This window comes from Marinibactrum halimedae (genome assembly GCF_021234875.1).
Classification (GTDB): domain Bacteria; phylum Pseudomonadota; class Gammaproteobacteria; order Pseudomonadales; family Cellvibrionaceae; genus Marinibactrum; species Marinibactrum halimedae.
Genome location: NZ_JAJQVM010000036.1, coordinates 22,412 through 44,101, shown reverse-complemented (window position 1 = coordinate 44,101; position 21,690 = coordinate 22,412). Strand labels below are relative to the sequence as shown.

Below are 21,690 nucleotides of genomic sequence, written 5' to 3'. Positions count from 1 at the left end.
CAAGTAAAAAAGTTTATGTGTCAGCTACAGAAATCGAAAAATATATTGCTTGGCTTTTTTAAAGATAAGAATTTGGAGTACATAGCAGATGCCGCTTAATGTTGGCTAAGCTATGTACTCCTTAGTAGCATCAGCATGACTACCTGAAATCATAGCATGCGCATCACAACGAGAAGAGGGCCTAGGATCGCCAGAACGTGCCATGTATCTGGCTAAACGACTAGAAGAATGTACTTCATTTTGAAGTTCTCCTGGTGTCATATTTTTGGCTTTAGCCCTGTATTTATCTAGATAATCTCCAACTTGAGCACGAACACGAAAAGCCATGAAATCAGCAATGGTCGGTTTCTTAATGTTGGAAAATTCAACAAGCAATCGTTCTATGTGAGTAAAAGGAGGCTTGATATTTGGAAACATAAATCGGGTAAACCCCTTTGTCTGAATAATTTTCAGGTGTTAAGAAGCATATTCTAACGAAAAACCTTATTTATAAAGTGATTTCAAGTGCACACTGATGAAAAATAAACGTCAACTTTTGCAAAGAAGTGGCGCAATATGATTTTTTGACACCCCTTTGCAAATTGACAGGGCAGGTGGCACTGCAAAAAAACATTGAAAATATAAAGGGGTTAGCAAGAGGGTTTAATCGAGAGTATTCAAATTTCTATGCCATGTCTTTCATAAACTGGTTGCAACCAGAGGAGATGACACATACCCAAATCAGACCTTCCCTTCGATCTTGAAGAGGCGATTGCCCATATCAAAGCCGGAAAGCCTTTCATTTGGGAAAAAACGTATAGGCGACGTATCGTCGCCGGGTATTTAGGTGTATTTATTCGGATTCCGACCATTGCGGTCTACACAGGCTTACTCACCTGATACAACAATTCTTCCTTGCCTTTCTTCACATGAAAGACTGCAATAAATGCAGACAACGATGTTAAACACCAAGTCATCAACTTCAAAGGTGGAAAGAGATACCAAATAATAAGGCTGTTCACACCCACATTCCTTAACAAAGCTTCTAGGAAAGATAGCGAGTTAACGGTAATAGAAACCAAGTAAACCAAAATGATAAAATACTCAATGCCTGTTAACCGGTAGGTTTGCTCAGCACTGTTTGCTAATTGGCTTAACCAGCGGGTATAAAATCGGCTCTTAAATCCAGGGCTAGACAGAAAAGCACACAGAGATTGCCGAAAAAAGATCAACAGAATGATCAACACATCAAACAGACTGATTAATAAGTAATACAGTATTCCTTGCTCCCGCATCCACGGTGTCGCGAGCATACCCAGCCACTGAACTAATGCCAGGGAGCCTAACAACCAACGAACATTGGTATGCCGAATACACAACCCAACACACACAACTGAAAAAGAGACATACAACCAGCTCAGATAAACATTGAACTCATTCCAGAATTGGTGGTAATCAACAACTGACATTTAATGCACCCTATTATTTTGGCAAAGGCTGAGACGTGCCACCTGTACCACCGTTGGGTACCACTACCGGCGGGCATTCCGGTTCACTGGTGTGAGCTCCGCTTCCCACCGGTGTCATGCCAACTTGAAGTAAAAACCATAAAGTGAGTTCAGTCATCTTGATCATCTCTTTGTTGTGTGGATGGATTAAGCGTATTCGCCAATAGTTTTACAAACGCATTCATACCAATTGCGGCAATTAAATGTAAAAAATGGCTGAATTTCGGGGAGGCACTGTTAGTCGGGTCTTCCCAATTATAAATCGTCTTAACGGATTTCACCTGCATGAAATCAGCAAAATCCGTTGGTGACATTCTCAAATAGTGCCGACACCGTTTCGTGGCTTCCGCCGCTTGCTCATCAATCAACTTAATATCAATATCGGAAAAAGAAGAATCAGACATCTCTTCCTGTTTCATTTTCCTTGTTTCCGTAGAATTTAATTCTTGGCTATCGAACTGCACATTATCGATCCTTTGGCCATCAATTTTCTCCGATAAAAATATCGTAATCGGTGTTCATTCGGGACGGCATGATACGTTAAATACCGCAATAAAGCCTAGGGTTTCTGTGAAAAAAGACGAATAAAAATAGATTTATAAGAGAGGGTTTTTGGTAAGAAATTATCAAATCAATAGCTTCATGCTAACAAACCAAAAAAAATCAAAGAGAAGCTCTTGTACAATGCGAATATTACTGCCAGTTTTGAGGAATTGCGTGACAAACGAGTGACGAAAAGTGTGTGCAGTGATTGACACTTCCAAAAACAATGAGGTTAATCATGAGGTGCGTTAAAAATATCACCATCGACTCTAACAAAGCCGATGGCGACAACTTTTAATACTTCACACTACACCCATAAGGCTTAGATGCCGCCACAGCAACCGGCTGGCCTTTTTTCAAGCTGTCTACGGCGGCCACTACATAATTATCCGCTTTTGGGATATCCCCTTTATCGGCACTGGCGATACTGTCGATAGCACCCATGTATTCCACCTTCCCTGACTTAATCACCACCATTTGTGGGGTGTTGGTGGCGTTATACAATTTACCTACACTGCCATCAGAATCGATCAATACAGCATGAGGTAACGCAGAACGGGAGTTGGTAATTTCTTTTGCTTTAGCCACACTAATATGGCCTTGCTTACCCGGTGCAGAGGAAACAATCGACAACCACACTACATCGTCTTGATATTTTTTTTGCAGGGCTTGCATATTACCGCTGTCGTAGTGCTTTTTCACAAAAGGACATTGATGATTCGTCCATTCTAACACCACAATTTTATCGGAAAAATCACTGAGCTTTGCATCCCGCCCTAAAGTACTGGGGAGGGTAAAATCTGGCGCTGGTGCACCTACTTTGATGGCGGCCATACTGGGCATCGCCATAAGCGCGAGCATCAATATTCCCCACTCTTTTATTCTACTCAGAAAACGGCGTCGAAAGATGACCGGGACAACACTGCCCACCGTTTTCTGAACTGGACGTTGATTGGATAAAAAATTTGATAACAAAATGAATGACATAACAACACCCTCTTTTGTGAACAGAATGACTTTATGAATCAAACGATTATTAGTGACGACTCATTGAAATTAAAAAGCCATCAATGAACTCGCCTTTTTTATTTTGATAACGCAGTACGCCGCTTAAAACACTAGGTATATTTTCTTTATTAACATAGGGGCTCAATGACTGAGTAATTACTATCCTTTCGCCATTGAACTCTATGCTTTGAGGTGATGCATGATGAACTAAATCTGCCATTTCAGGAAAAAACACGATCGCCATTGTGTTTTTTGCAATAGCACTTGAGTCAACACCGTCAGGAAGCGCAAAAGAAAAGTGAATATTTTCATCTAGAACTGAATAAGTTCCTTTTGATTCATTTGAAGCACGAGGAAGTAATCGAGTGGCCTCTTTCAACTGCGTTGACATCAATGTTAAATGCGATGGAAGAATTTGACTTGATGAAGGTGCATTTTTTACAGCAGGCACAGAGACACTCAAAGTGGTTTTTTCAGTGACGCAAACGTCTGCACAGACAGCCCATGCCAACTCCACACTGATATCCAAATCCTTTTCTGATGAAATTTCCGATCTCGTGTTTCGCTTTCCCTTTTGGGGAGTCAGCTGCACCAATAAAATATGCTCTTCTTCATAACCATAAGACATCATATTATCGGCGGCAATGGCTGTCGGAACCGGCCATTGTAATGAAGAGATTTCATACCCCGTTGGTATATTCCAACGGGCCCGCAACGGCATGCCGCTATCGCCGGGGTTTTTCCAGTAGGTGTGCCAATGTAATTCCGGCTTAACACGAATACCTAACTGCAAAGCGGAGTTTTCCTTCAAAACAGAAGACAATAACTCCAACTCAATGTGCTTTCCCTGAAAAGCCTTTGACATAACCTGTGTTGGAAAAAAAATGACGCAGAAGGACAATAGGCAAAAATAGCTATGCCCACCAAGGAAACGTCGAACTTTATTCATGCTGTCTCCAACTGTTCAGACGCATACACTTCTAACGCCTCTATTAACCTTTCAATATCACTCATGTGGTTGTAGTGGGAAAAGCTCACGCGCAGTACCGCACCCTCGGATGGAAGCCCCAAGGCTTGCAAGCAATCCCAGGCATAAAAACTACCGAAGCTAACGCCAATATTGTGTTCCGCCAGTTGGGCCACTAACACCTTGCCATTCCACCGCTCGGGCAATCGAAACGAGAACGTCGGTGAACGGCGAGACGAATCCGTAATGGACAAACCAATTAACCGCAAGCCCATTGAATTGAGTGTTGAGTCTTTAATATACGCGAGAAACTTCTTAGACAGTTCTGTCTCATATCGTTCAATCAATGTAAAAACACGCTCTACCCGATGACGAAACGCCTCACTGGATAATTCACTCAATGGTATTGCAACCTCTTGAGGAAAATGGTGTTGATACAACAATAAAAAATATTCGCACATACCGAGCATACTGGCCGCCAATTCAGGGTTCGTCATACCGGGGTTCAGTGCAATACGCAGATAATTTGGCGCGCAAGTCATTGCATTATTTTGTTGCTGGCCACCTTGAGGCGCACAACCATAAGCGGACGGCAATGGGGTTAGGTTTTGATTTTCCAGTAAATTGTGTAAGGATTCCTTCACATACAATAACCCAAGGTGGGTGCTGAATATTTTATACAAACTCAATACATAGAAATCCACACCAAGGGCTTGCACATCTACACAATGATGGGGTGCATAAGATACGCCATCCACCAAAATCCAACCGCCCACAGCATGTACCTTTTCTGCGATGGTTTTGATTGGGTTAACCGTTCCCACAATATTGGAACTGTGGGTGACACAGCACAATTTTGTTTTCTCGCTTAAACACTGTTCGCTAAATACCTCCAAAGATAACTGCCCACTCTCACCATCAATAGGCCAAGTCACGACTTTAGCTCCGGTTTCTTCTGCTAAGCGCTGCCAAAAGGTGACGTTAGATTGATGCTCTTGCTCTGTGAGAATAATTTCATCGCCTTCATGGAAATGGGGGCGCAATGATTGAGCAAGCATTGATAAGTTCATTGTGGTGGAGTTGCCCAACACCACCTCTGAGTGTTTGGCATTAATGAAGTCAGCCATACGACCAATGGCCCCCTCCAGCCTGGTCGTAGCCCCTTGAGAAGCATCGTTACTGGAGTAAGGTTGAACTTTGTACAGCGATAGAAATTCCGAGGTCGCCTCAATCACCTGCTGAGGCACGAAAGTCCCCCCCGCATTATCAAAAAAAGCCAGCGGAGTATCTTGATGAGAAAAGATTGGAAACTGCTGACGAACAAAGTCAACATTCAACTCCGTCTGTTCTTGATCTGAACGAGTGTGGTGACCCCTAACTGATGATTCTGATATTGATGGACCCGATACACGCATTGTTTTATCCCCATAAAAAGAACCCAAAAGACGCTTACTTTCGAACAACCTCATTATGACCACCAAACCCGGTTTATCGCGATAACAGCCCCATCATCAAAGTGCCAAAAAAAATGACAAAAATGCCATAAAATCTCTTTCGAAAAAAATTAAAGGCCATGTACAATCCGCCCAATCAGGAGGCACCCTCCTTGTAAACACATTACTCATAAAAACGTGGCTTACCAAAAGTGAGCTGATCATAAAAACGGGTTCACAACCATCGTTGCCCGAACCATACTTTTTGTGCAGAGGATATTGGTCTTATGGTTTCTTCAACCAATCGTACGCCCACATCACACTCAGCCGAACACTCCACCGCTTCGCTGAATTCCCTTTACCGAATCATGGCCGATGCCATTTATCTGGATGAAACGGAAGCCGTTAAACATCTATTGGATTATCCGCATATTCAACCGCACCTTCGCCAACAAGCGTTACAACTGGCCGAAACCTGGACACTAGAGTGCCGGGAAGACGCACACAACAAAGCGGATTTTGACGATTTATTGCAAGAATTCAGCCTCGAAACCGAAGAAGGCTTGAGCCTAATGTGCTTGGCCGAATCGTTATTGCGTATTCCCGACAGCGCCACTGCCGATAAATTAATTACCGAGCGCCTTACCAGCGTCGATTGGTTAGACCGTGAATCCGAATCCGCCTCACGTTGGATTACCGCCTCACGTTGGGGGTTGGCCTTCAGTGGTAATGCATTACTAGAAAGCCAAAACGGCCAAGGCTTAAGCCATTGGTTTGGTCAGTTACAACGCAAACTCAGCAAACCGGTTATACGGGTCGCCGTCCGTAAAGCCATTGGTATTATGGCCAAGCATTATGTCGTCGCTGAAGATATTGATACGGCCCTCAATAAACTCAAAAACCACTGTTTCTCGTTTGACATGTTGGGCGAAGGCGCACGTAGCGACGACCAGGCGGAACGTTTTTTTCACGCCTATGAAAATGCCATTATTGCGGTAGGAAAATACGGCGCTTCCCACCCCAATACGCGCGATCATTCGGTATCCATTAAACTCTCTGCCTTACACCCTCGATACGAAGCAACCCACCCTGAGTTAATGCTCAAAGAGTTACTGCCCAAACTGCGTTCACTGGCCATGACGGCACATAAAGCCAATGTGGATTTAACCTTGGATGCCGAAGAAGCCCATCGTTTGAACTTAAGCTTAGCGCTGTTTGAAGGCATTGCTCGTACCCCAGAACTGGCTGGCTGGAAAGGATTAGGATTAGCCGTACAGGCTTATCAAAAACGTGCGCCCTATGTAATTGATTGGTTGGTCGCGCTTGCCAAAGAGACCGGTAATCGATTCAACGTTCGCTTGGTAAAAGGCGCGTATTGGGATACTGAAATTCAGCTAGCACAGCACGAAGGCCAGATAGATTATCCCGTCTATACCCGTAAAGTTCACAGTGATTTGGCCTATCTTGTTTGCGCCGATAAATTACTGGCGAATACCGATGCCCTCTTCCCGCAATTTGCCAGCCACAATGCTCACAGCATTGCCACCATCAGTTTATTGGCAAAAGAGCGCGCTACCCCACACGACGCCTTTGAATTCCAGCGCTTACACGGGATGGGCGAGCAATTATTTGAACATGTCGCCAAAGCCACACAAATGACACAAACCGTGCGAGTGTATGCCCCCATTGGCAGCCATAAAGATTTATTGCCGTATTTGGTTCGTCGACTTCTCGAAAACGGCGCCAACAGCTCTTTTGTGTATCACTTCCTAGATGAAAATGTACCTATTCAGGAATTAATACAAGACCCTTGGCAGCAGGTACAACGAGCAGGAGGCGAATATCGGCATTCACAATTAGCCACCCCCAATGCCATGTATGAACGCAGTAGCGAACCACGCAAAAACTCAGCAGGGTTGGACTTCAGCCACCCCCAAACCCAAACGAATTTATCCAACTTGTTAGCTCAAGATCCGACCTTCAACCGAGCCGCTCCCATGGTCAGCGGGCAAACCTTCAACACCGACGCTACCCATTTATCGGACAAGCACGCCAAAGGGGTTACCTGCCCAGCAAACACGTTGAAATCCATTGGCACGGTTGTCAACGCCAGTCCAGAAGAAGTGGATGCGGCCATAACTGCAGCAAAAAAAGCAGAACATGCATGGCGTAATACCAGTGCAGAGCAACGGGCAAGCATTTTGGAAGACTGCGCCAACGCCATCGAAGCGAAGCGAGATACCTTTATGCAACTGATCGTGCATGAAGCTGGCCGTACTATTTCCGACACCCTTTATGAAATTCGTGAAGCGGTGGATTTTTTACGCTACTACGCCACCCTCGCCCGACAACAGTTTGGTGAAGCCCAATCACTCACGAGCCCCGCTGGAGAATCTAATCATTACCGCTGGATGGGCCGAGGGACCTTTGCTTGCATTAGCCCTTGGAATTTCCCTTTAGCCATTTTCGTTGGTCAAATCAGTGCAGCACTGGCTGCAGGAAATTGCGTGGTGGCTAAGCCCGCAGAACAAACGCCCCTTACAGCCGCCTGTGCCGTGCAAACCATGATTGCCGCCGGTATTCCTGCTGAAGTATTGCATTTATTACCCGGTGCGGGTGATGTAGGCGAAGCCATGGTGAATCATCCACACATCAGCGGCGTCGCCTTTACTGGCTCCTGTGCCACCGCCAAACGAATTCATCAGCAATTAAGCGCGCGTCCTGGCCCAATTCTCCCGTTAATTGCCGAAACCGGCGGGTTAAACACCATGCTGGTGGATTCTTCGGCCTTGCCCGAGCAAGTGGTGGATGACGTCGTTGCCTCAGCCTTCCATTCAGCCGGACAGCGCTGTTCATCACTGCGTGTACTGTACTTACAAAATGATACCGCTGAAGAAATTATCGAGTTAATTAAAGGCGCCATGGCACGACTGACCGTTGGCCACCCTCAATACCTGAGTACGGACATCGGCCCGGTCATCGACTCCATCGCCTTACAGCGATTAGAATCCCACAAAAATTGGCTCAAAAACGAATCGACGTTATTGGCCACAACACCTATTTCAAATTCTTTACCCCAAGGGCATTACTTCGCCCCGATGATGGTAGAAATTCAGCAACTCAATCAACTGTCTGAAGAAATTTTTGGGCCGATACTCCATGTTATTCGCTACAACTCGGAAGATTTACCAAAGATTATTGACGACATTAACAACAGCGGTTACGGCCTTACCTTAGGGATTCACAGTCGCCTAGATCAATTTATTAACACCATTGTGACCAGCACCCATGTAGGCAATACCTACATTAATCGCAATATGATTGGTGCAACGGTAGGCGTGAATCCATTCGGAGGATGCGGCCTTTCCGGCACCGGCCCGAAAGCAGGTAGCCCCGGTTACTTAAGAGCCTTTGGCCGAGAGCACACCCGTACTGAAAACATCGCCGCACGAGGGGGCAATATCGAACTGTTTAATGCGATGAATCGAGGAGATGTGTAAACTGAACGGAAAGCAGTCGTAACGCGCTCGTTCATAGTGCTCTCATGCGAAGTACGTTCATTCGAAGTACATTCATTCGAAGTACGTTCATTGGGAGTGCATTTATTTGACGTACATTTATTCGAAGCGTATTTATTTGAAATACACTCGTTGCAAACAAAAGCGATGCATTCAAGGCATCGCTTTTTATTTACAGGCTTTCTATGAGCAACCACCCTTTACTGTATAACATTCGTGCCGCCTTCAAAGAAAATTTGATTCCTGCTATTTTCTTGCAGTTTCTCGCTTTGTTTGTGTGCATCAGCTACTTTTATTGGCCTGCCGCCAAACCTGTTTTTTTATTTTTCGCTGCATTAAAAGAAACCTACGGTGCAGTATATGCCATCCTTTCTACTTCACTTTTTGGCGGTGCCATTCCTTTTGCTTATTTATGGTTATCGAAAAAAATACAACATAACCTCCCCGGTCAGTTTGTGTTCTATTTACTCATGTGGGCCATGATGGGAGCGTTTGTCGATGCACTTTATAACTTTCAAGCGCAACTGTTCGGCAGTGATGCCAGCCTAGCTACCATCGTTAAAAAAGTGCTGTTCGATCAATGCCTCTTTACGGCGCTTTTTAGCTGCCCTTTGCTTACCGTCATGTATTTATGGAAAGACCAAGGATTTTCATGGCAACGAACCAAAACACATCTAACCAAAGAGCTATTTACACTAAAAATCCCGACCGTCATTTTAACCAATTGGGTTATCTGGTTTCCAGCGGTGTCCGTGGTTTACGCCATGCCAACACCACTCCAAATCCCACTATTCAACTTGGTGTTGTGCTTTTTTGTTTTGTTGTTATCGATGCTTTCCAAGAGGTCTGCCGATACCACAGCAGATGGAAAACTGGCCCCTGTTTGAGTTATCTTTAATACCTTAAAAATCTATATCCTACTCTTTAACAGATATTACAAATTAACAGATATTACAAATTAACAGATATTACAAAACTTATCGTATGAAAATGAAAAATAACGTCGTATGGCATCCAATATCATAGTGCCGTAACAGTCGGCGTCGTATACTTCTTGGGATAGGGAAATTAAAAGTAAGAGCCCCTCTAATATAACAAAGTCTACCTTCCTATGAATACCAGAACCTTTCCCATGAATATCAGAGTCCTTTCCATGAATAAATGTATTTTCGCTTGTCTGGTCACTCTTTTTTGTCTGACAAGTAACATCACCGTGGCCAATAACTTACCCACAGAATCCCAAGTGGATGGACTATTAAAACTCTGCTCCATGGGAAAGGTCGTCTCCATCGAAGGCGCCGCGAAGGGCAAAATCAGTATGTGGAAAAAGATGGTGGAAGGACAAGGAAAAGGCTCTCTGAGTGACCTTGGTGGGTTACTGGCTGTAATACCACCGGGAAAACTCAGCCCAGAGATTCAAAGCAATTACAACCATTGTATTATGGAGGCAATGAAAGTATTTGTTGGCGGTGATACGGTTGAAAGTGTTTCTAATACACAAACCGCCAACCAATCTCAGCAAGTGCAAATTGTGTTGCAACAAGTAGTTTCAGATTTGCCACCGGAAAAACAAGCATTTGCAGAAGGTGTTGTGGAATCCATCGGCGAGGTACTGGAAGCACAAGGAGAGTCTGAAATCACAAAGGCCGCAAAAGCGTTTCGCACACGCATGGCAGAGGCAAAATTACTTTCTTACGACATTCACACATCCCCGTTTCCTCTTCCCACAAAGAAAGCCGTTATGTTATGTAATGGCGAACATTCCATTTCTTTTACACGAAGTCTCTCTAATGGAAGTCAGCAATTTTTACTGAATGGACGTAATATCGCAGGCATTCCTGGCAGCGTCTGGACGAAAGGCATTGGTAAAAAACGCTTACAACTGCGCTACATGGAATTTTTAAAAGAGGAATCAACACCGATTCTGAGCTTTATTTGTGGTACTGGAAATGGATAACCTAAATGAGCAAATTAGGAAGCATTATGTTTCATTAATGGCGCTCTTTTCCTCCTTTCATCCAATTCTCACATTCTGGTAACAAACCAGTCACCACATGAACCTATAAGTATTCTTGTTGTTCTCTAACAACCCGCTTAATTGTTAGCCTCTCCCTTGAGGGGCGCAACTTCAGTATGTTCATTCATACTAATTTAGGTTCTCAATAAACTTGACAACAAGGATACTGACATGGGATTAAAATCATTCCTTCGGCCTATTTTAATTGGCCTATTAGCAGGTGCCTCATTTCATGCAAGCGCAGCATCTGTAACCGTTTCAATTTCATCCGGTGGAAACGTGAATTCTAAAGGTGTAGTAGAGGCTTGGTGCTTGAATTCCGGAAAATCATGCAAGGTAGTGGGTAACCGGCCTCATCACCCTGGCCCACGCTCTTGCTCAATGACTTGCCAAACCGATGAAATTTTTGTTTGGAGCTGTGAACCGAACAACGACGACCGCTGGATTGATGACATTCCATCCAGCTTAGAAGGCGAGACCAGTGTGGTCTCTAACGGAAATAGAATGGTGTATTCCAAAATTTTAACTGGCTCTATACACGCTGGCTGTTCTTTTACCGACTAATTCCCTAGATTTAGTGGCAAGCATTTAAAGCTGATTTATTTGAATGCACCTTAGGAGCTCTAATTTAGGGCTCCCTCTGAAATAAGGTATTCACATTGCATTTCGTCGGCAACGGCTTGCAAATTCTTGCAACAACATAGACGTTTCTTCAACCAATAGTTTCGCCGCACCAATTAACGCATCAATATCGTTTACCTCTTTTGCCTTTGCCGCCGCCTCCAGCGCTTTTAAGTAGGCCTGCAATCGTAAGCAGGATAAATTGCCAGCCACCCCTTTCACTTCGTGGGCTACGTTTTGTAATTGCTCATAGTTTTTCTCATTGTATGCTTCTTGCAGTCTTGCCAAGCGCTCTGGCGCGCTCTGTAAAAACATATCCACCAAAATCAATGCTCGATCTTCCCTGCCTCTTAGGCGTTTTATACAGATCTCACTGTCCCACAGTTGGAAATCCTCCCCTTCATACAATGATGCCGACGTCGCCATGTCACCCTCCTCATTTACACTCAGAATTTTTTCCTCATAGGTTGTTTGGTCTGTATTCACTTCCTTATTAAATCGTTGATTCGGGGATGATGTTTCTTCTTTTTTTGCCGACATTTTAATTCCTCGCCTGAAGCTCTCCGTCGCATCTAGCCATTGAGTTACTTTTTCTTCTAATTCATCTGGGTCTATGGGTTTTGAAATGTAATCATTCATTCCCACCTCTAAACAATGCTCGCGGGCACCACTCATCACATTTGCCGTCATGGCCACAATAGGAATATCTTGATAAACGTGACCGGCATCTCCGTTACGAATAAATCGAGTCGCTTCATAGCCATCCAGAACCGGCATTTGACAATCCATTAATACCAAGTGATAAGGTGACTTGTCACTTTCTCCCATGGCGGACGTAAATAATGCTTCCACTGCGGCACGACCATGCCGATAAGTGGTCACGCTCAAGCCCATGTCTTCCAACATGCAAGAGCCTACAGCAAGATTCACCTCATTATCATCCACCAGCATCACATGCATACCTTCATTTTTATACGCTCTTTCATCGTTGCTGTATTGATTTTCATCGCGATGAGAGATAACCGGAAGCGTCTCCATGAACTCCCCAACATCAAGAACACTGCTAAGAGAAGCCCATAATTCACTGGGGGTTACCGGCTTAATAATGGGTAAATGATGCAAAGCGTGTTCATACTCTGAGTCATCATTCACGCCATTAGGGTTCATTCCCACAATAATTGAAGCGTGCTGCTTGACTAATGCAATATCCAATGTGGTTAAAATTGCCTGGTCAATTAACATGACATCGAATGTTTCTCCATGGCTTAATACACTTTGCAATGTGGTAGCATCACCCACAGCCGTCGCATCCATATGCGCACATTTTGCCAAACGACACACGGCAGACAACGCCGCCGCATTTTTTTCTGCGATAATAATTCGAACATCACTGTATTCTGGCCGTATTACAGGAGGAGATGTCGCATACTCTTTTTTCAAGATAACATCAAATCGAAAAGTACTGCCTCTCCCTCGCTCACTTTCTACATCAATGGTGCCTTCCATTAATTCACACAATTGTTTAGAAATCGCTAAGCCCAATCCTGTACCACCAAAGCGCTTATGAGTACCGGAAGATTCTTGAGTATAGGAGGTAAACAGTGAAGGTAAGATCTCTTCACGAATGCCTATTCCAGAATCAATAACACGGCATTCAAACCGTAACGTTTCTTCATCGATCTGAGTGGTATTGGCGGTAACGACAATTTCACCTGTTTCTGTAAATTTTAAGGCATTACCGATTAAATTAACCAAAATTTGACGTAGACGATTACCATCACCCAACACATTGATGTATTCAACATTTGCCACATCCAAAACCAATTCCAAATTTTTATCGTGGGCTTTAACGGCCATGGCATTTGACAAATCACTTAGCAATTCCAACAAATCAAAGGCTTCTGTGTCTAGTTCTATTCGCCCTGCTTCTATTTTAGAAAAATCTAAAATTTCATTAATGAGTGTAATTAATGCCTGTGCACTGTCCTCCGCCAATTTAATATATCGGCGCTGCTCAGAGGTGACGGTATCTCTCCCTAATAAATTTAACATACCCAATACACCGTTCATGGGTGTTCGTATTTCATGACTTACACGAGCAATAAAATCTCCTTTGGTTTGACTAGCCGCTAATGCTTCGTCTCGCTCCTGGGTCAATTGTCTTGTTTTTAAGGCCACTTCTTCAGCAACCACATCATCCACTCGTGCTAGCGCATTTACCCCGTTGCGAAGATCTGTCACATCCTCCATCAATATTGTCACACCAGAGGCATTAACCTCCGAAGTTATCGAGGGTATTAACCCTAACCGCCACATTTTTGCTTCGTCGTGTGAATTAACGTGGGTAACGTTTATTGTTACGGCTTCCCGAGTTAATGCCACAGATTCAATCATCTCTGGGGAAAACGCTGTTACCTGCATTTTCTCGGGCTCTCTTAACTTAGACTTATCTATGGGGGGCTTATTGGTTTTACTAACCGCTTCATTAAACGAAATGACATCAAAAATCGATTGCCCCTTTGCGTAACGTACTTCATCACCCAAGAACGGAATGGCGGCTTCATTCCAACTTTTTATAATTCCACTTTGATCAACCCAAATGAGTCCATTAGAGGTAGAGCGAGAAACTGCTTTATATTCCTCTTGTATTTGCTTTAAGGTTTGCTGACGCTGAATTAATACACACCCAAAATACACCGCAAACCCTATTCCAATATTAATAAGAATGAGCAGTACAATCGGAGTGGTTAATCGATCAGCAACCGCCTTCTCTACAGCGTGCTGAGGCAACAGAAAATAAAAGTGCAACTGATGGTGAGCTGAGGTGGCGTTTAATACAATTGTGCTGTATTCCCCCCATAATACCTGACCTGTATCAGTACTTTCATATCGAACCAAATGATGCTCATCACCAACATTAAGTGGGCGCGATATAAAATGTTGTGACCATGTTTTTCTCTGTAACCCGTCGTTTTTCTCATCTTTGTCAAAGTTGAAAGCCATATCCTCACGAGGGTGCACGATAAACCCACCCTTGCCATTAACAACATACAGTTCAATCGGCGCCACGAGAGAAGCAGACAAGGCTTGCAATAATCTAGAAGCATCCCACTCCACAACAATCAGAGGTTTACTTTGGTTTTCGGTATCCGATAAAGCGATGGCGGTGTAAAAGATGGGTTGATGCGGCACAATCACATTAGAGCCGTTGCGCTGTAACACAGGCGATGATAGGTAAATGTCATCGACACTCAAGTCTGCCCACTGAGCCAAATCAACCGCTTCCAGTGACAGAGCATACGAATCCGGCGGGACAGACTTTATCTCACCCAAAGTACGACTTACCCCAGCAAGGGATTTCTCTGTGTGGGCATTGACTAGGTGCACCGATAAAACGTCTGGGTGACTGGTCAGAAAATCACGCAATGGTGACTCAATATTTTGAGGCAACATCCAATTGGATACTACACGAGACAAATATCGGATAGCTTCTCGGTTTTGAGCAAAACCACTTTCAACCCACTCCACCCTCAAATGTTCTTTGCTCAACATTTGACGATACTGACGTTCAATACCTTCGCGCACCTGCTGTTCAAAAAATAACAATAAACAACCGGATAACAAAGCAACCGCCACGGTAACAAAAAGAAAGAATCGGGGAATTACGAATCGGGGGGAATCTGTCGTACTCATGTACACGCCATAAACCTATATATTACCTATATATAAAAACGACCCGAGTCCAACGATTTAATCATGAAACCCAAACCCATCGTGACCCATTATTAACACTGCCTTTTCATTCGTCACTGCTATCAACAAAATAAATGACCAACAGGTTCTACCCGACACAAAAGAACTGAACTCAGTAAATACAATCCGTAAATACAAGAAGAGTATAGGCAGTTATAAAGAAGATCAGCGTATTTCAGGTAGCTTTCAAAACGTTTTCGCCTGGACGTAGATGAACTTGGTATTAGGCAAACTTGGCAATATCGATTAGTGGTTTAACTATTGATAATTAAAATAGAGGCTGTATAGGATGAAAAGTAACCTCCCTGTAAGAACACGATACCGTAGCCTCTTATTTTATAATTCCTCATTAAAATTTATTTTCTATGACTAATGCTTGCCGATATAGGCAATGATGCGGCAACATTCAGATATGACATGACGGTTTGGTAGCAACACAAGATATATTTTGCGTGCGGCATCCTATACTCGAATAGACTCTCTTTATTAGTATGATTTTTTGGAATAAATAATAAAGAACCTTTTATGCCTAATACGCCTACCAAGACCAAGGTACACAGACACATATCTTCCCATATGCTTTACCAAACTCTTTACTGCACGCTGTTATCTTGTCTTTTCTCCCCAACCATAGGTAGCGTCTTAGCTTATAATGGCCGTTTACTGGCTACTTCTCGGGCCACCACTGTCGTTGTCGTGAGATTTTCTTTGACTCTGCTGATGTCATGCTTGCTGACACATGCATCACATGCGTTGAGTACCGACATGCCTGAAAAAGTCAGACTTGATCTCATCATGAATGACAATGACAGTAACATTGGTGAGATACTGGCCTTTCAACAAGACTCGTTTGGGTTTATGTGGATTGGAGGCCGCAACGGTTTAGCGCGTTACGATGGTTACGACTACAAAATTTACCATCATGACGCCGAAGTACCCCACTCCATCAGCGCCAACACCGTGTACGACATTACGGTCAACCAACAAGGGGAGCTGTGGCTGGCCACTGAGGGCGGGTTAAACCGCTACGATTATCGCACCGAACAGTTTATTCGATATGAGCATAACCCTACGGATATCAATACCGTTGCTCACAACTCTATTTTTCGTCTGCATGTGGATAGCCAAAACCAACTGTGGTTAGGAACGCAACAAGGGCTGAACCGCTATATCCCAGAAACGGACACTATTCTTCGCTACCCACGTAACCCCGCCGAAAGTGACCTTTACACCCAATACATGCTGGATATTACCGATGATGGCAACGGCACCTACTACTTAGCCACCGGGTATGGCTTAAAAGTGTGGCACAGCCATACAGGGGAGATTGAAACACTCAAACCTCATCAAGGTGCCAGTCAAAGTAATGTGTGCCGTACGATCCTTTATGACGACAAAGGACGTATCTGGGTTGGTACCGATGCAGGATTGCTTCAGTATTTACCCGAAACCAGACGCTTCCAGTTTATCCGCAACGAAATTGATCCACCCGATGCCCAATTCAGCCCACCGGTATGGGATGTTCACCAAGATGCAGCCGGCGTGGTATGGGTTGCCTACGACGGCCAGGGCGTCGCGTACTTTGATGAAACCTCCGGTCAACTCAAATCTTTATACGCCAACGAAAAAGACCCCTATGCGCTTTCCAGTAATATTATTCGTCGAATCTACGATGACAAAGCGGGGGATGTCTGGATAGGTGCATTTCCATCCGGTGTGAATATTTTCTCACGCTTAACCGCCGACTTTACCATTCACACTGATTCAACGGACGATGATCGCTCCATCAGCTACCAACAAATCCGAACGTTTCATGAAGACGACAACGGCGACCTATGGATTGGGACAGACGGCGGCGGTATCAACATTCGGGATGCCGAGACCGGACGCTACCGCGTGATGACCACCGACCCTGACGGAGGCAAATCCCGTTTAGGGGCCAATGAAGTACTGACCATTATGCAAGATGACCAGGGTCGTTACTGGATCGGCAGTTGGAGTGCTGGAGTCACCGTTTACGACCCGAAAAATGATACCACTCGGCATTACACCAAAGACGATGAGGGTGAGCACGCCCTGGCAGTTAATCATGTGTGGGATATCTTTCAGGCTTCCAATGGAGACATCTGGGTCGCCACCATCAGTGGCGGGGTCAGTCGTTACGAGCCTGAGCTGGATGGCTTTATCACCTACCATCACCACCGAAACCGTGTCGACTCCATTGGCGATGAGCGCTCTTGGGTGATAGAGGAAGACAGCTGGGGGGATTTATGGTTCGGCACACAAACCGGCCTAAGCCGCTACCACTATGAAACCGACAGCTTCACAACCTACACAACCGACGTCAACAACCCCGACAGTATTGCCGCAAATCGCATATTGGCCGTAGTAGAAGACTCGCAAAAGCGGCTGTGGGTAGGTACGCAAGGAGGAGGATTAAATTTATATCACCGAGAACGCGATGCATTCACTGCTATCCGTCAACAAGATGGATTTCTCAGTGATGTGGTGGTGGCCATTGTCGAAGACAACAACGGCATGATTTGGATCAGCTCCGACAAAGGCATTTCCAGTTATGATCCAGACACCCAAGTGATCAATAATTACACCAGTGCACATGGTGTTCAACCGGGAGAGTTTGCCATTGGAGCCGCCCTCAAAAGTCGCAATGGCGATTTATTGTTTGGGGGAATAGAAGGTTATACACGGTTTAACCCTGAACACATTCAACCCGACCATTACATTCCTCAAATGGTCTTTACCACACTGTCAATTATTGATGAACCCGTCACCCAGGCATCCGAAGACAGCCCGCTGGACATCAGTTTTTTGCTGGCCGATCACCTCACTTTTAATTACGAACAAAACATTTTTTCTTTTAACTACGCTGGCATTAGTTTTCGTAACACAAACAACATTGTGTACGACTATCAACTAGAAGGGTTCGACAGCGATTGGCGCCATGCAGGCCATGAACGCAAAGCCACCTACACCAATTTGGATGGCGGAAACTATGTGTTTAAAGTTCGTGCCTTAACAGATACCGGCATAAAGAGTGACATCATCAGTAAACGCATTACCGTTCTTCCTCCACCCTGGAAAACCTGGTGGGCTTACTGCGGTTACGCTGGTGTCATTTTATTGTTGGTGAGTTGGTACATGCATACCCAACGAAAAATCATCGAAAACGAGCGACGTGTGGTTAGCGAACTGAAAAAAGTCGATCGCCTAAAAGATGAATTTCTCGCTAATACCTCGCACGAATTACGCACTCCTCTTTTTGGTATGATGGGGTTGGCAGAAGCGATTCTCGACAGTGATTCTGGACGACTCAGCAATATGGATACCGACAATTTATCCATGATTATCGCCAGTGGAAAACGACTATCGGCAATTATTGATGACGTCTTGGATTTTTCGAAAATTCGAAATAATTCACTCACCTTACGTCGAAAACCCACCGACATTAATGCCGCCTCCGTCATGGTAGTAGCACTGTCTCGCACATTAATTACGAACCGCAATCTCACTATTGAAAATAACATCAGTACAACACTTCCATCGGTGTATGCTGATGAGGATCGCGTACAGCAAATTTTTCATAACCTCATTGGTAATGCCATTAAATTTACAGAGTCTGGCACGATTACCCTAAGCGCCAAAGAGCATAACGGTACGTTAGTGGTTTCCATTCAAGACACTGGCGTCGGCATTCCCGAAGACCAATTTGAAGCCCTATTCGAATCCTTTAAACAATTAGAAGCGTCCGAAACACGGGCTCACGAAGGCACGGGGCTCGGGCTGGCCATCACGAAAAATTTAGTGCATTTACACGGTGGGGAAATTTGGCTTAGCTCAATCGTAGGAAAAGGCACCACCTTTTATTTTTCTCTGCCGGTTTACACAGGGGAAGAGCAACCCTCCAATATTGCTTTATCAGATAAAATCGTCAAACGTATCCAAGCGGTTAGCGACACCCCCGATAACAAAGCGCATCCACAAATACTCAATCCTTCAAAAGACGAAGACAAGAAAGCGGTTTCAGACACGCTGGCATCTCATTCCAACGCTTCTTATGCCGAAGAATCGCAAGTCATTTCAACGACAGATTCAACAACATATTCAGCAACAATTTCCACAACCACTTCGACAACGACGGCAACCCCGATCAGCACTCACGTCAAACACAGCAAAATTTTAGTGGTTGATGACGAACCAGTGAACCGTCGTGTTTTACGCAATCATTTAACAACCCACCAATTTAATGTTGTCGAAGCAGAAAGTGGTACTCAAGCGTTAGCTTTATTTGAACAAGGCGAACATTTTGACCTGGTCCTGCTGGATGTCATGATGCCGCACCTCTCTGGATACGATGTCTGTCGAAGAATACGTGAAGAGCATGGCCGCCATTCACTGCCCATTGTTTTCCTTACGGCAAAATATCAACTGCACGACATCATTACCGGATTTGAATGCGGGGGAAATGACTTTTTATCTAAACCCATTAGCCGCCCTGAACTGCTCGTACGGGTAGATTTACATCTTCAATTATTAGAGTCCAGCCGTAATTTAGAAGCTAAAATTGAAGAGCGCACACACGAGCTCAAAAAAGCGTACAAACAACTCGAACAAGTGAGCCTAAGCGATCCTTTAACTGGCTTGGCTAATCGACGCTTCTTTGAGAAATTTATTGAAGCCGATGCCGCTGAAACACTTCGGAAATATCAAGATTGGCTAGCTGAGAGTACTCACTCTAAAAATACACCACCTCCCAAAGAAGAGGATCTTATTTTTATGCTAGTTGATATTGATCACTTTAAAAGCGTTAATGACAACTACGGCCATGCAGCCGGAGACGCCGTTCTAATTAAAATGGCCGAAATATTGAGGGAGTGCTGCCGCCAATCCGATTATGTGGTTCGCTGGGGTGGGGAAGAATTTATGATTCTAGGGCGATTCCTTTCCAGAGACAGCGCTAATACCTTTGCCAAACGCATCCGCAAAACGGTTGAAAACACTTCTTTTGACATTGGTGAGCATCACATTCACATTACGTGCTCTATTGGCTATGCCGCATTCCCACTATGCTATCAGCACCCTGAGCATTATCGTTGGGAAGACACGATGCGAATCGCCGACTTGGCCCTGTATGCGGCCAAAAACTCTGGCCGCAATGCGTGGATTGGCGCCCTTGCAATGAAAAATAACCGTTATGACGTGAGCGAATTCGCTGAAGCGATCGCCAATAAAGATATCAATATCGTCACCTCCATCGCAGATAAAAAAACAATCTCATGGTGAATATTTTATATGACATCCTAACGACGCCCAAATTAAAAGGACTTTCTCAAATTAAAGGGGCCTCCTCAAATTAAAAGGACATTCTTCTTCCCTCATTTTTCTTGACACTCATTTGACATTTAGGTTTTTCATTCTGTCACAAGGTCACAAACCGTTTTGGTTGCTCTGAAGATGCCGACCGCATATACCGATACATTTCATTACAGCCCTTGTAACCGCCATGTTTCTTTATCCGCTTCTTACAATTCACTACAAACACGTTGTCTGTATTTTCTTCAATATAATTTCGGTCTTCCGGCCCATACAAGCCCAGAGCATTATCAAATTCAGCAACCCGATAGGCTCGTGCAAGAACGCTATCGCGTTTAGAATGAAAAACAAATAACCCAGTAACTTTATGAGTGGTATTTGAAAACTCTTCATCATCTTCAAATACTTCATCATCAACAGCGGGCGCGGTACAGTAATAATGATTGAGCAACGGCTTTTTTCTGGATTGCTTAAGCGCCTTTAAAACCACTCTAGCCCCCAAGCTGTGAGACATCACATCAATGGCAACCGCTTTCTCACCAATCATTTCCAATAAAAATCGAAACTGTCTGGCAACGGAATTCGCTCGACTTTTAGCCGCCCACCAATCTAATCGATTATCGCCACCCGGCCAACTGTAACCAATAATGGCATCGTAAGTGGTCGATAAATGCTTCGATATTTTTCGCTCTATAATTGAATAAGCGTCATAGACTTCATCTTGCTCATTATTATAACCATGCACCAGTATCAATACCTTCTTACCAGAAAGCTCTGAAATCAATTTTTTTTCTGATTCAATAGTACGAATTTCTTTATCGTTAGAAAGATCAATTTCTTTTATCTTGTGAGCTGCCCCTAAAACATCGGCATTATCAAACGATTTTCTTGCACTGATGATGATCATTTTCTTCTCCTTTTAACATTCAGTGACTGCCATATCAGAATCTTCCACTACAAAGAAGCACCCTGTAATACTTTGTCTATTAACAAGGTATACTGAAAAAGGCGC

General features: G+C 44.2%; 14 protein-coding genes. 5 read left to right on the top strand and 9 right to left on the bottom strand.

Annotated features, from left to right (window positions below; translation table 11 throughout):
• Positions 1 to 105: 105 nt before the first annotated feature.
• From LU351_RS17515 to LU351_RS17485, 7 genes are all read right to left on the bottom strand, one after another.
• Positions 106 to 417 carry a hypothetical protein gene (locus LU351_RS17515; protein WP_232595393.1) on the bottom strand — a complete coding sequence of 104 codons (312 nt, stop codon included), beginning with the start codon at positions 415 to 417 and terminating at the stop codon, positions 106 to 108.
• Positions 418 to 857: 440 nt separating this feature from the next.
• Entirely contained in the window at positions 858 to 1,448 is a 591-nt protein-coding gene (locus LU351_RS17510; protein ID WP_232595392.1) for a hypothetical protein, read from the bottom strand.
• Between the two features lie 13 nt (positions 1,449 to 1,461).
• On the bottom strand, positions 1,462 to 1,605 hold the full coding sequence (locus tag LU351_RS17505) for a hypothetical protein (protein ID WP_232595391.1): 144 nt from the start codon (positions 1,603 to 1,605) through the stop codon (positions 1,462 to 1,464).
• Complete coding sequence (locus tag LU351_RS17500) at positions 1,598 to 1,906, bottom strand: hypothetical protein (protein ID WP_232595390.1); 309 nt, start codon at positions 1,904 to 1,906, stop codon at positions 1,598 to 1,600. The genes LU351_RS17505 and LU351_RS17500 overlap by 8 nt, the downstream gene beginning before the upstream one ends.
• A 418-nt stretch (positions 1,907 to 2,324) precedes the next feature.
• Positions 2,325 to 3,017 carry a redoxin domain-containing protein gene (locus LU351_RS17495; protein WP_232595389.1) on the bottom strand — a complete coding sequence of 231 codons (693 nt, stop codon included), beginning with the start codon at positions 3,015 to 3,017 and terminating at the stop codon, positions 2,325 to 2,327.
• Between the two features lie 49 nt (positions 3,018 to 3,066).
• The gene (locus LU351_RS17490; protein ID WP_232595388.1) at positions 3,067 to 3,987 is read right to left on the bottom strand and encodes a protein-disulfide reductase DsbD domain-containing protein; all 921 of its coding nucleotides are present in this window, start codon (positions 3,985 to 3,987) and stop codon (positions 3,067 to 3,069) included.
• Entirely contained in the window at positions 3,984 to 5,474 is a 1,491-nt protein-coding gene (locus LU351_RS17485; protein ID WP_232595387.1) for an aminotransferase class V-fold PLP-dependent enzyme, read from the bottom strand. Before LU351_RS17485 ends, LU351_RS17490 begins: the two co-directional genes overlap by 4 nt.
• A 251-nt stretch (positions 5,475 to 5,725) precedes the next feature.
• On the opposite strand from LU351_RS17485, the gene putA reads away from it, so the two are divergent.
• The 4 genes from putA to LU351_RS17465 all read left to right on the top strand — a co-directional run bounded on the left by putA (position 5,726) and on the right by LU351_RS17465 (position 11,537).
• On the top strand, positions 5,726 to 8,938 hold the full coding sequence (gene putA, locus LU351_RS17480) for a bifunctional proline dehydrogenase/L-glutamate gamma-semialdehyde dehydrogenase PutA (protein ID WP_232595386.1): 3,213 nt from the start codon (positions 5,726 to 5,728) through the stop codon (positions 8,936 to 8,938).
• A 203-nt stretch (positions 8,939 to 9,141) separates the two neighbouring features.
• Positions 9,142 to 9,843, top strand: coding sequence for a hypothetical protein (locus tag LU351_RS17475; protein WP_232595385.1), 702 nt, complete (start codon positions 9,142 to 9,144; stop codon positions 9,841 to 9,843).
• A 266-nt stretch (positions 9,844 to 10,109) separates the two neighbouring features.
• Complete coding sequence (locus LU351_RS17470) at positions 10,110 to 10,913, top strand: hypothetical protein (protein ID WP_232595384.1); 804 nt, start codon at positions 10,110 to 10,112, stop codon at positions 10,911 to 10,913.
• A 231-nt stretch (positions 10,914 to 11,144) separates the two neighbouring features.
• Complete coding sequence (locus LU351_RS17465) at positions 11,145 to 11,537, top strand: hypothetical protein (RefSeq protein ID WP_232595383.1); 393 nt, start codon at positions 11,145 to 11,147, stop codon at positions 11,535 to 11,537.
• A 90-nt stretch (positions 11,538 to 11,627) separates the two neighbouring features.
• On the opposite strand, the gene LU351_RS17460 is transcribed toward LU351_RS17465, so the two are convergent.
• Positions 11,628 to 15,287 carry an ATP-binding protein gene (locus LU351_RS17460; protein WP_232595382.1) on the bottom strand — a complete coding sequence of 1,220 codons (3,660 nt, stop codon included), beginning with the start codon at positions 15,285 to 15,287 and terminating at the stop codon, positions 11,628 to 11,630.
• Between the two features lie 825 nt (positions 15,288 to 16,112).
• On the opposite strand from LU351_RS17460, the gene LU351_RS17455 reads away from it, so the two are divergent.
• The gene (locus LU351_RS17455; RefSeq protein ID WP_232595381.1) at positions 16,113 to 20,648 is read left to right on the top strand and encodes a two-component regulator propeller domain-containing protein; all 4,536 of its coding nucleotides are present in this window, start codon (positions 16,113 to 16,115) and stop codon (positions 20,646 to 20,648) included.
• A 136-nt stretch (positions 20,649 to 20,784) separates the two neighbouring features.
• On the opposite strand, the gene LU351_RS17450 is transcribed toward LU351_RS17455, so the two are convergent.
• Positions 20,785 to 21,585 carry an alpha/beta hydrolase gene (locus LU351_RS17450; RefSeq protein WP_232595380.1) on the bottom strand — a complete coding sequence of 267 codons (801 nt, stop codon included), beginning with the start codon at positions 21,583 to 21,585 and terminating at the stop codon, positions 20,785 to 20,787.
• Positions 21,586 to 21,690 lie beyond the last annotated feature (105 nt).

Excerpts from the sequence above, each read along its gene's own strand:
- LU351_RS17475 (WP_232595385.1), top strand. The coding sequence starts at position 9,142 with ATGAGCAACCACCCTTTACTGTATAACATTCGTGCCGCCTTCAAAGAA.
- LU351_RS17485 (WP_232595387.1), bottom strand. The coding sequence starts at position 5,474 with ATGAGGTTGTTCGAAAGTAAGCGTCTTTTGGGTTCTTTTTATGGGGAT.
- LU351_RS17450 (WP_232595380.1), bottom strand. The coding sequence starts at position 21,585 with ATGATCATCATCAGTGCAAGAAAATCGTTTGATAATGCCGATGTTTTA.
- LU351_RS17515 (WP_232595393.1), bottom strand. The coding sequence starts at position 417 with ATGTTTCCAAATATCAAGCCTCCTTTTACTCACATAGAACGATTGCTT.
- LU351_RS17460 (WP_232595382.1), bottom strand. The coding sequence starts at position 15,287 with ATGAGTACGACAGATTCCCCCCGATTCGTAATTCCCCGATTCTTTCTT.
- LU351_RS17455 (WP_232595381.1), top strand. The coding sequence starts at position 16,113 with ATGCCTGAAAAAGTCAGACTTGATCTCATCATGAATGACAATGACAGT.
- LU351_RS17505 (WP_232595391.1), bottom strand. The coding sequence starts at position 1,605 with ATGACTGAACTCACTTTATGGTTTTTACTTCAAGTTGGCATGACACCG.
- LU351_RS17500 (WP_232595390.1), bottom strand. The coding sequence starts at position 1,906 with ATGAAACAGGAAGAGATGTCTGATTCTTCTTTTTCCGATATTGATATT.
- LU351_RS17510 (WP_232595392.1), bottom strand. The coding sequence starts at position 1,448 with ATGTCAGTTGTTGATTACCACCAATTCTGGAATGAGTTCAATGTTTAT.
- LU351_RS17470 (WP_232595384.1), top strand. The coding sequence starts at position 10,110 with ATGAATAAATGTATTTTCGCTTGTCTGGTCACTCTTTTTTGTCTGACA.
- LU351_RS17495 (WP_232595389.1), bottom strand. The coding sequence starts at position 3,017 with ATGTCATTCATTTTGTTATCAAATTTTTTATCCAATCAACGTCCAGTT.
- LU351_RS17490 (WP_232595388.1), bottom strand. The coding sequence starts at position 3,987 with ATGAATAAAGTTCGACGTTTCCTTGGTGGGCATAGCTATTTTTGCCTA.
- putA (WP_232595386.1), top strand. The coding sequence starts at position 5,726 with ATGGTTTCTTCAACCAATCGTACGCCCACATCACACTCAGCCGAACAC.
- LU351_RS17465 (WP_232595383.1), top strand. The coding sequence starts at position 11,145 with ATGGGATTAAAATCATTCCTTCGGCCTATTTTAATTGGCCTATTAGCA.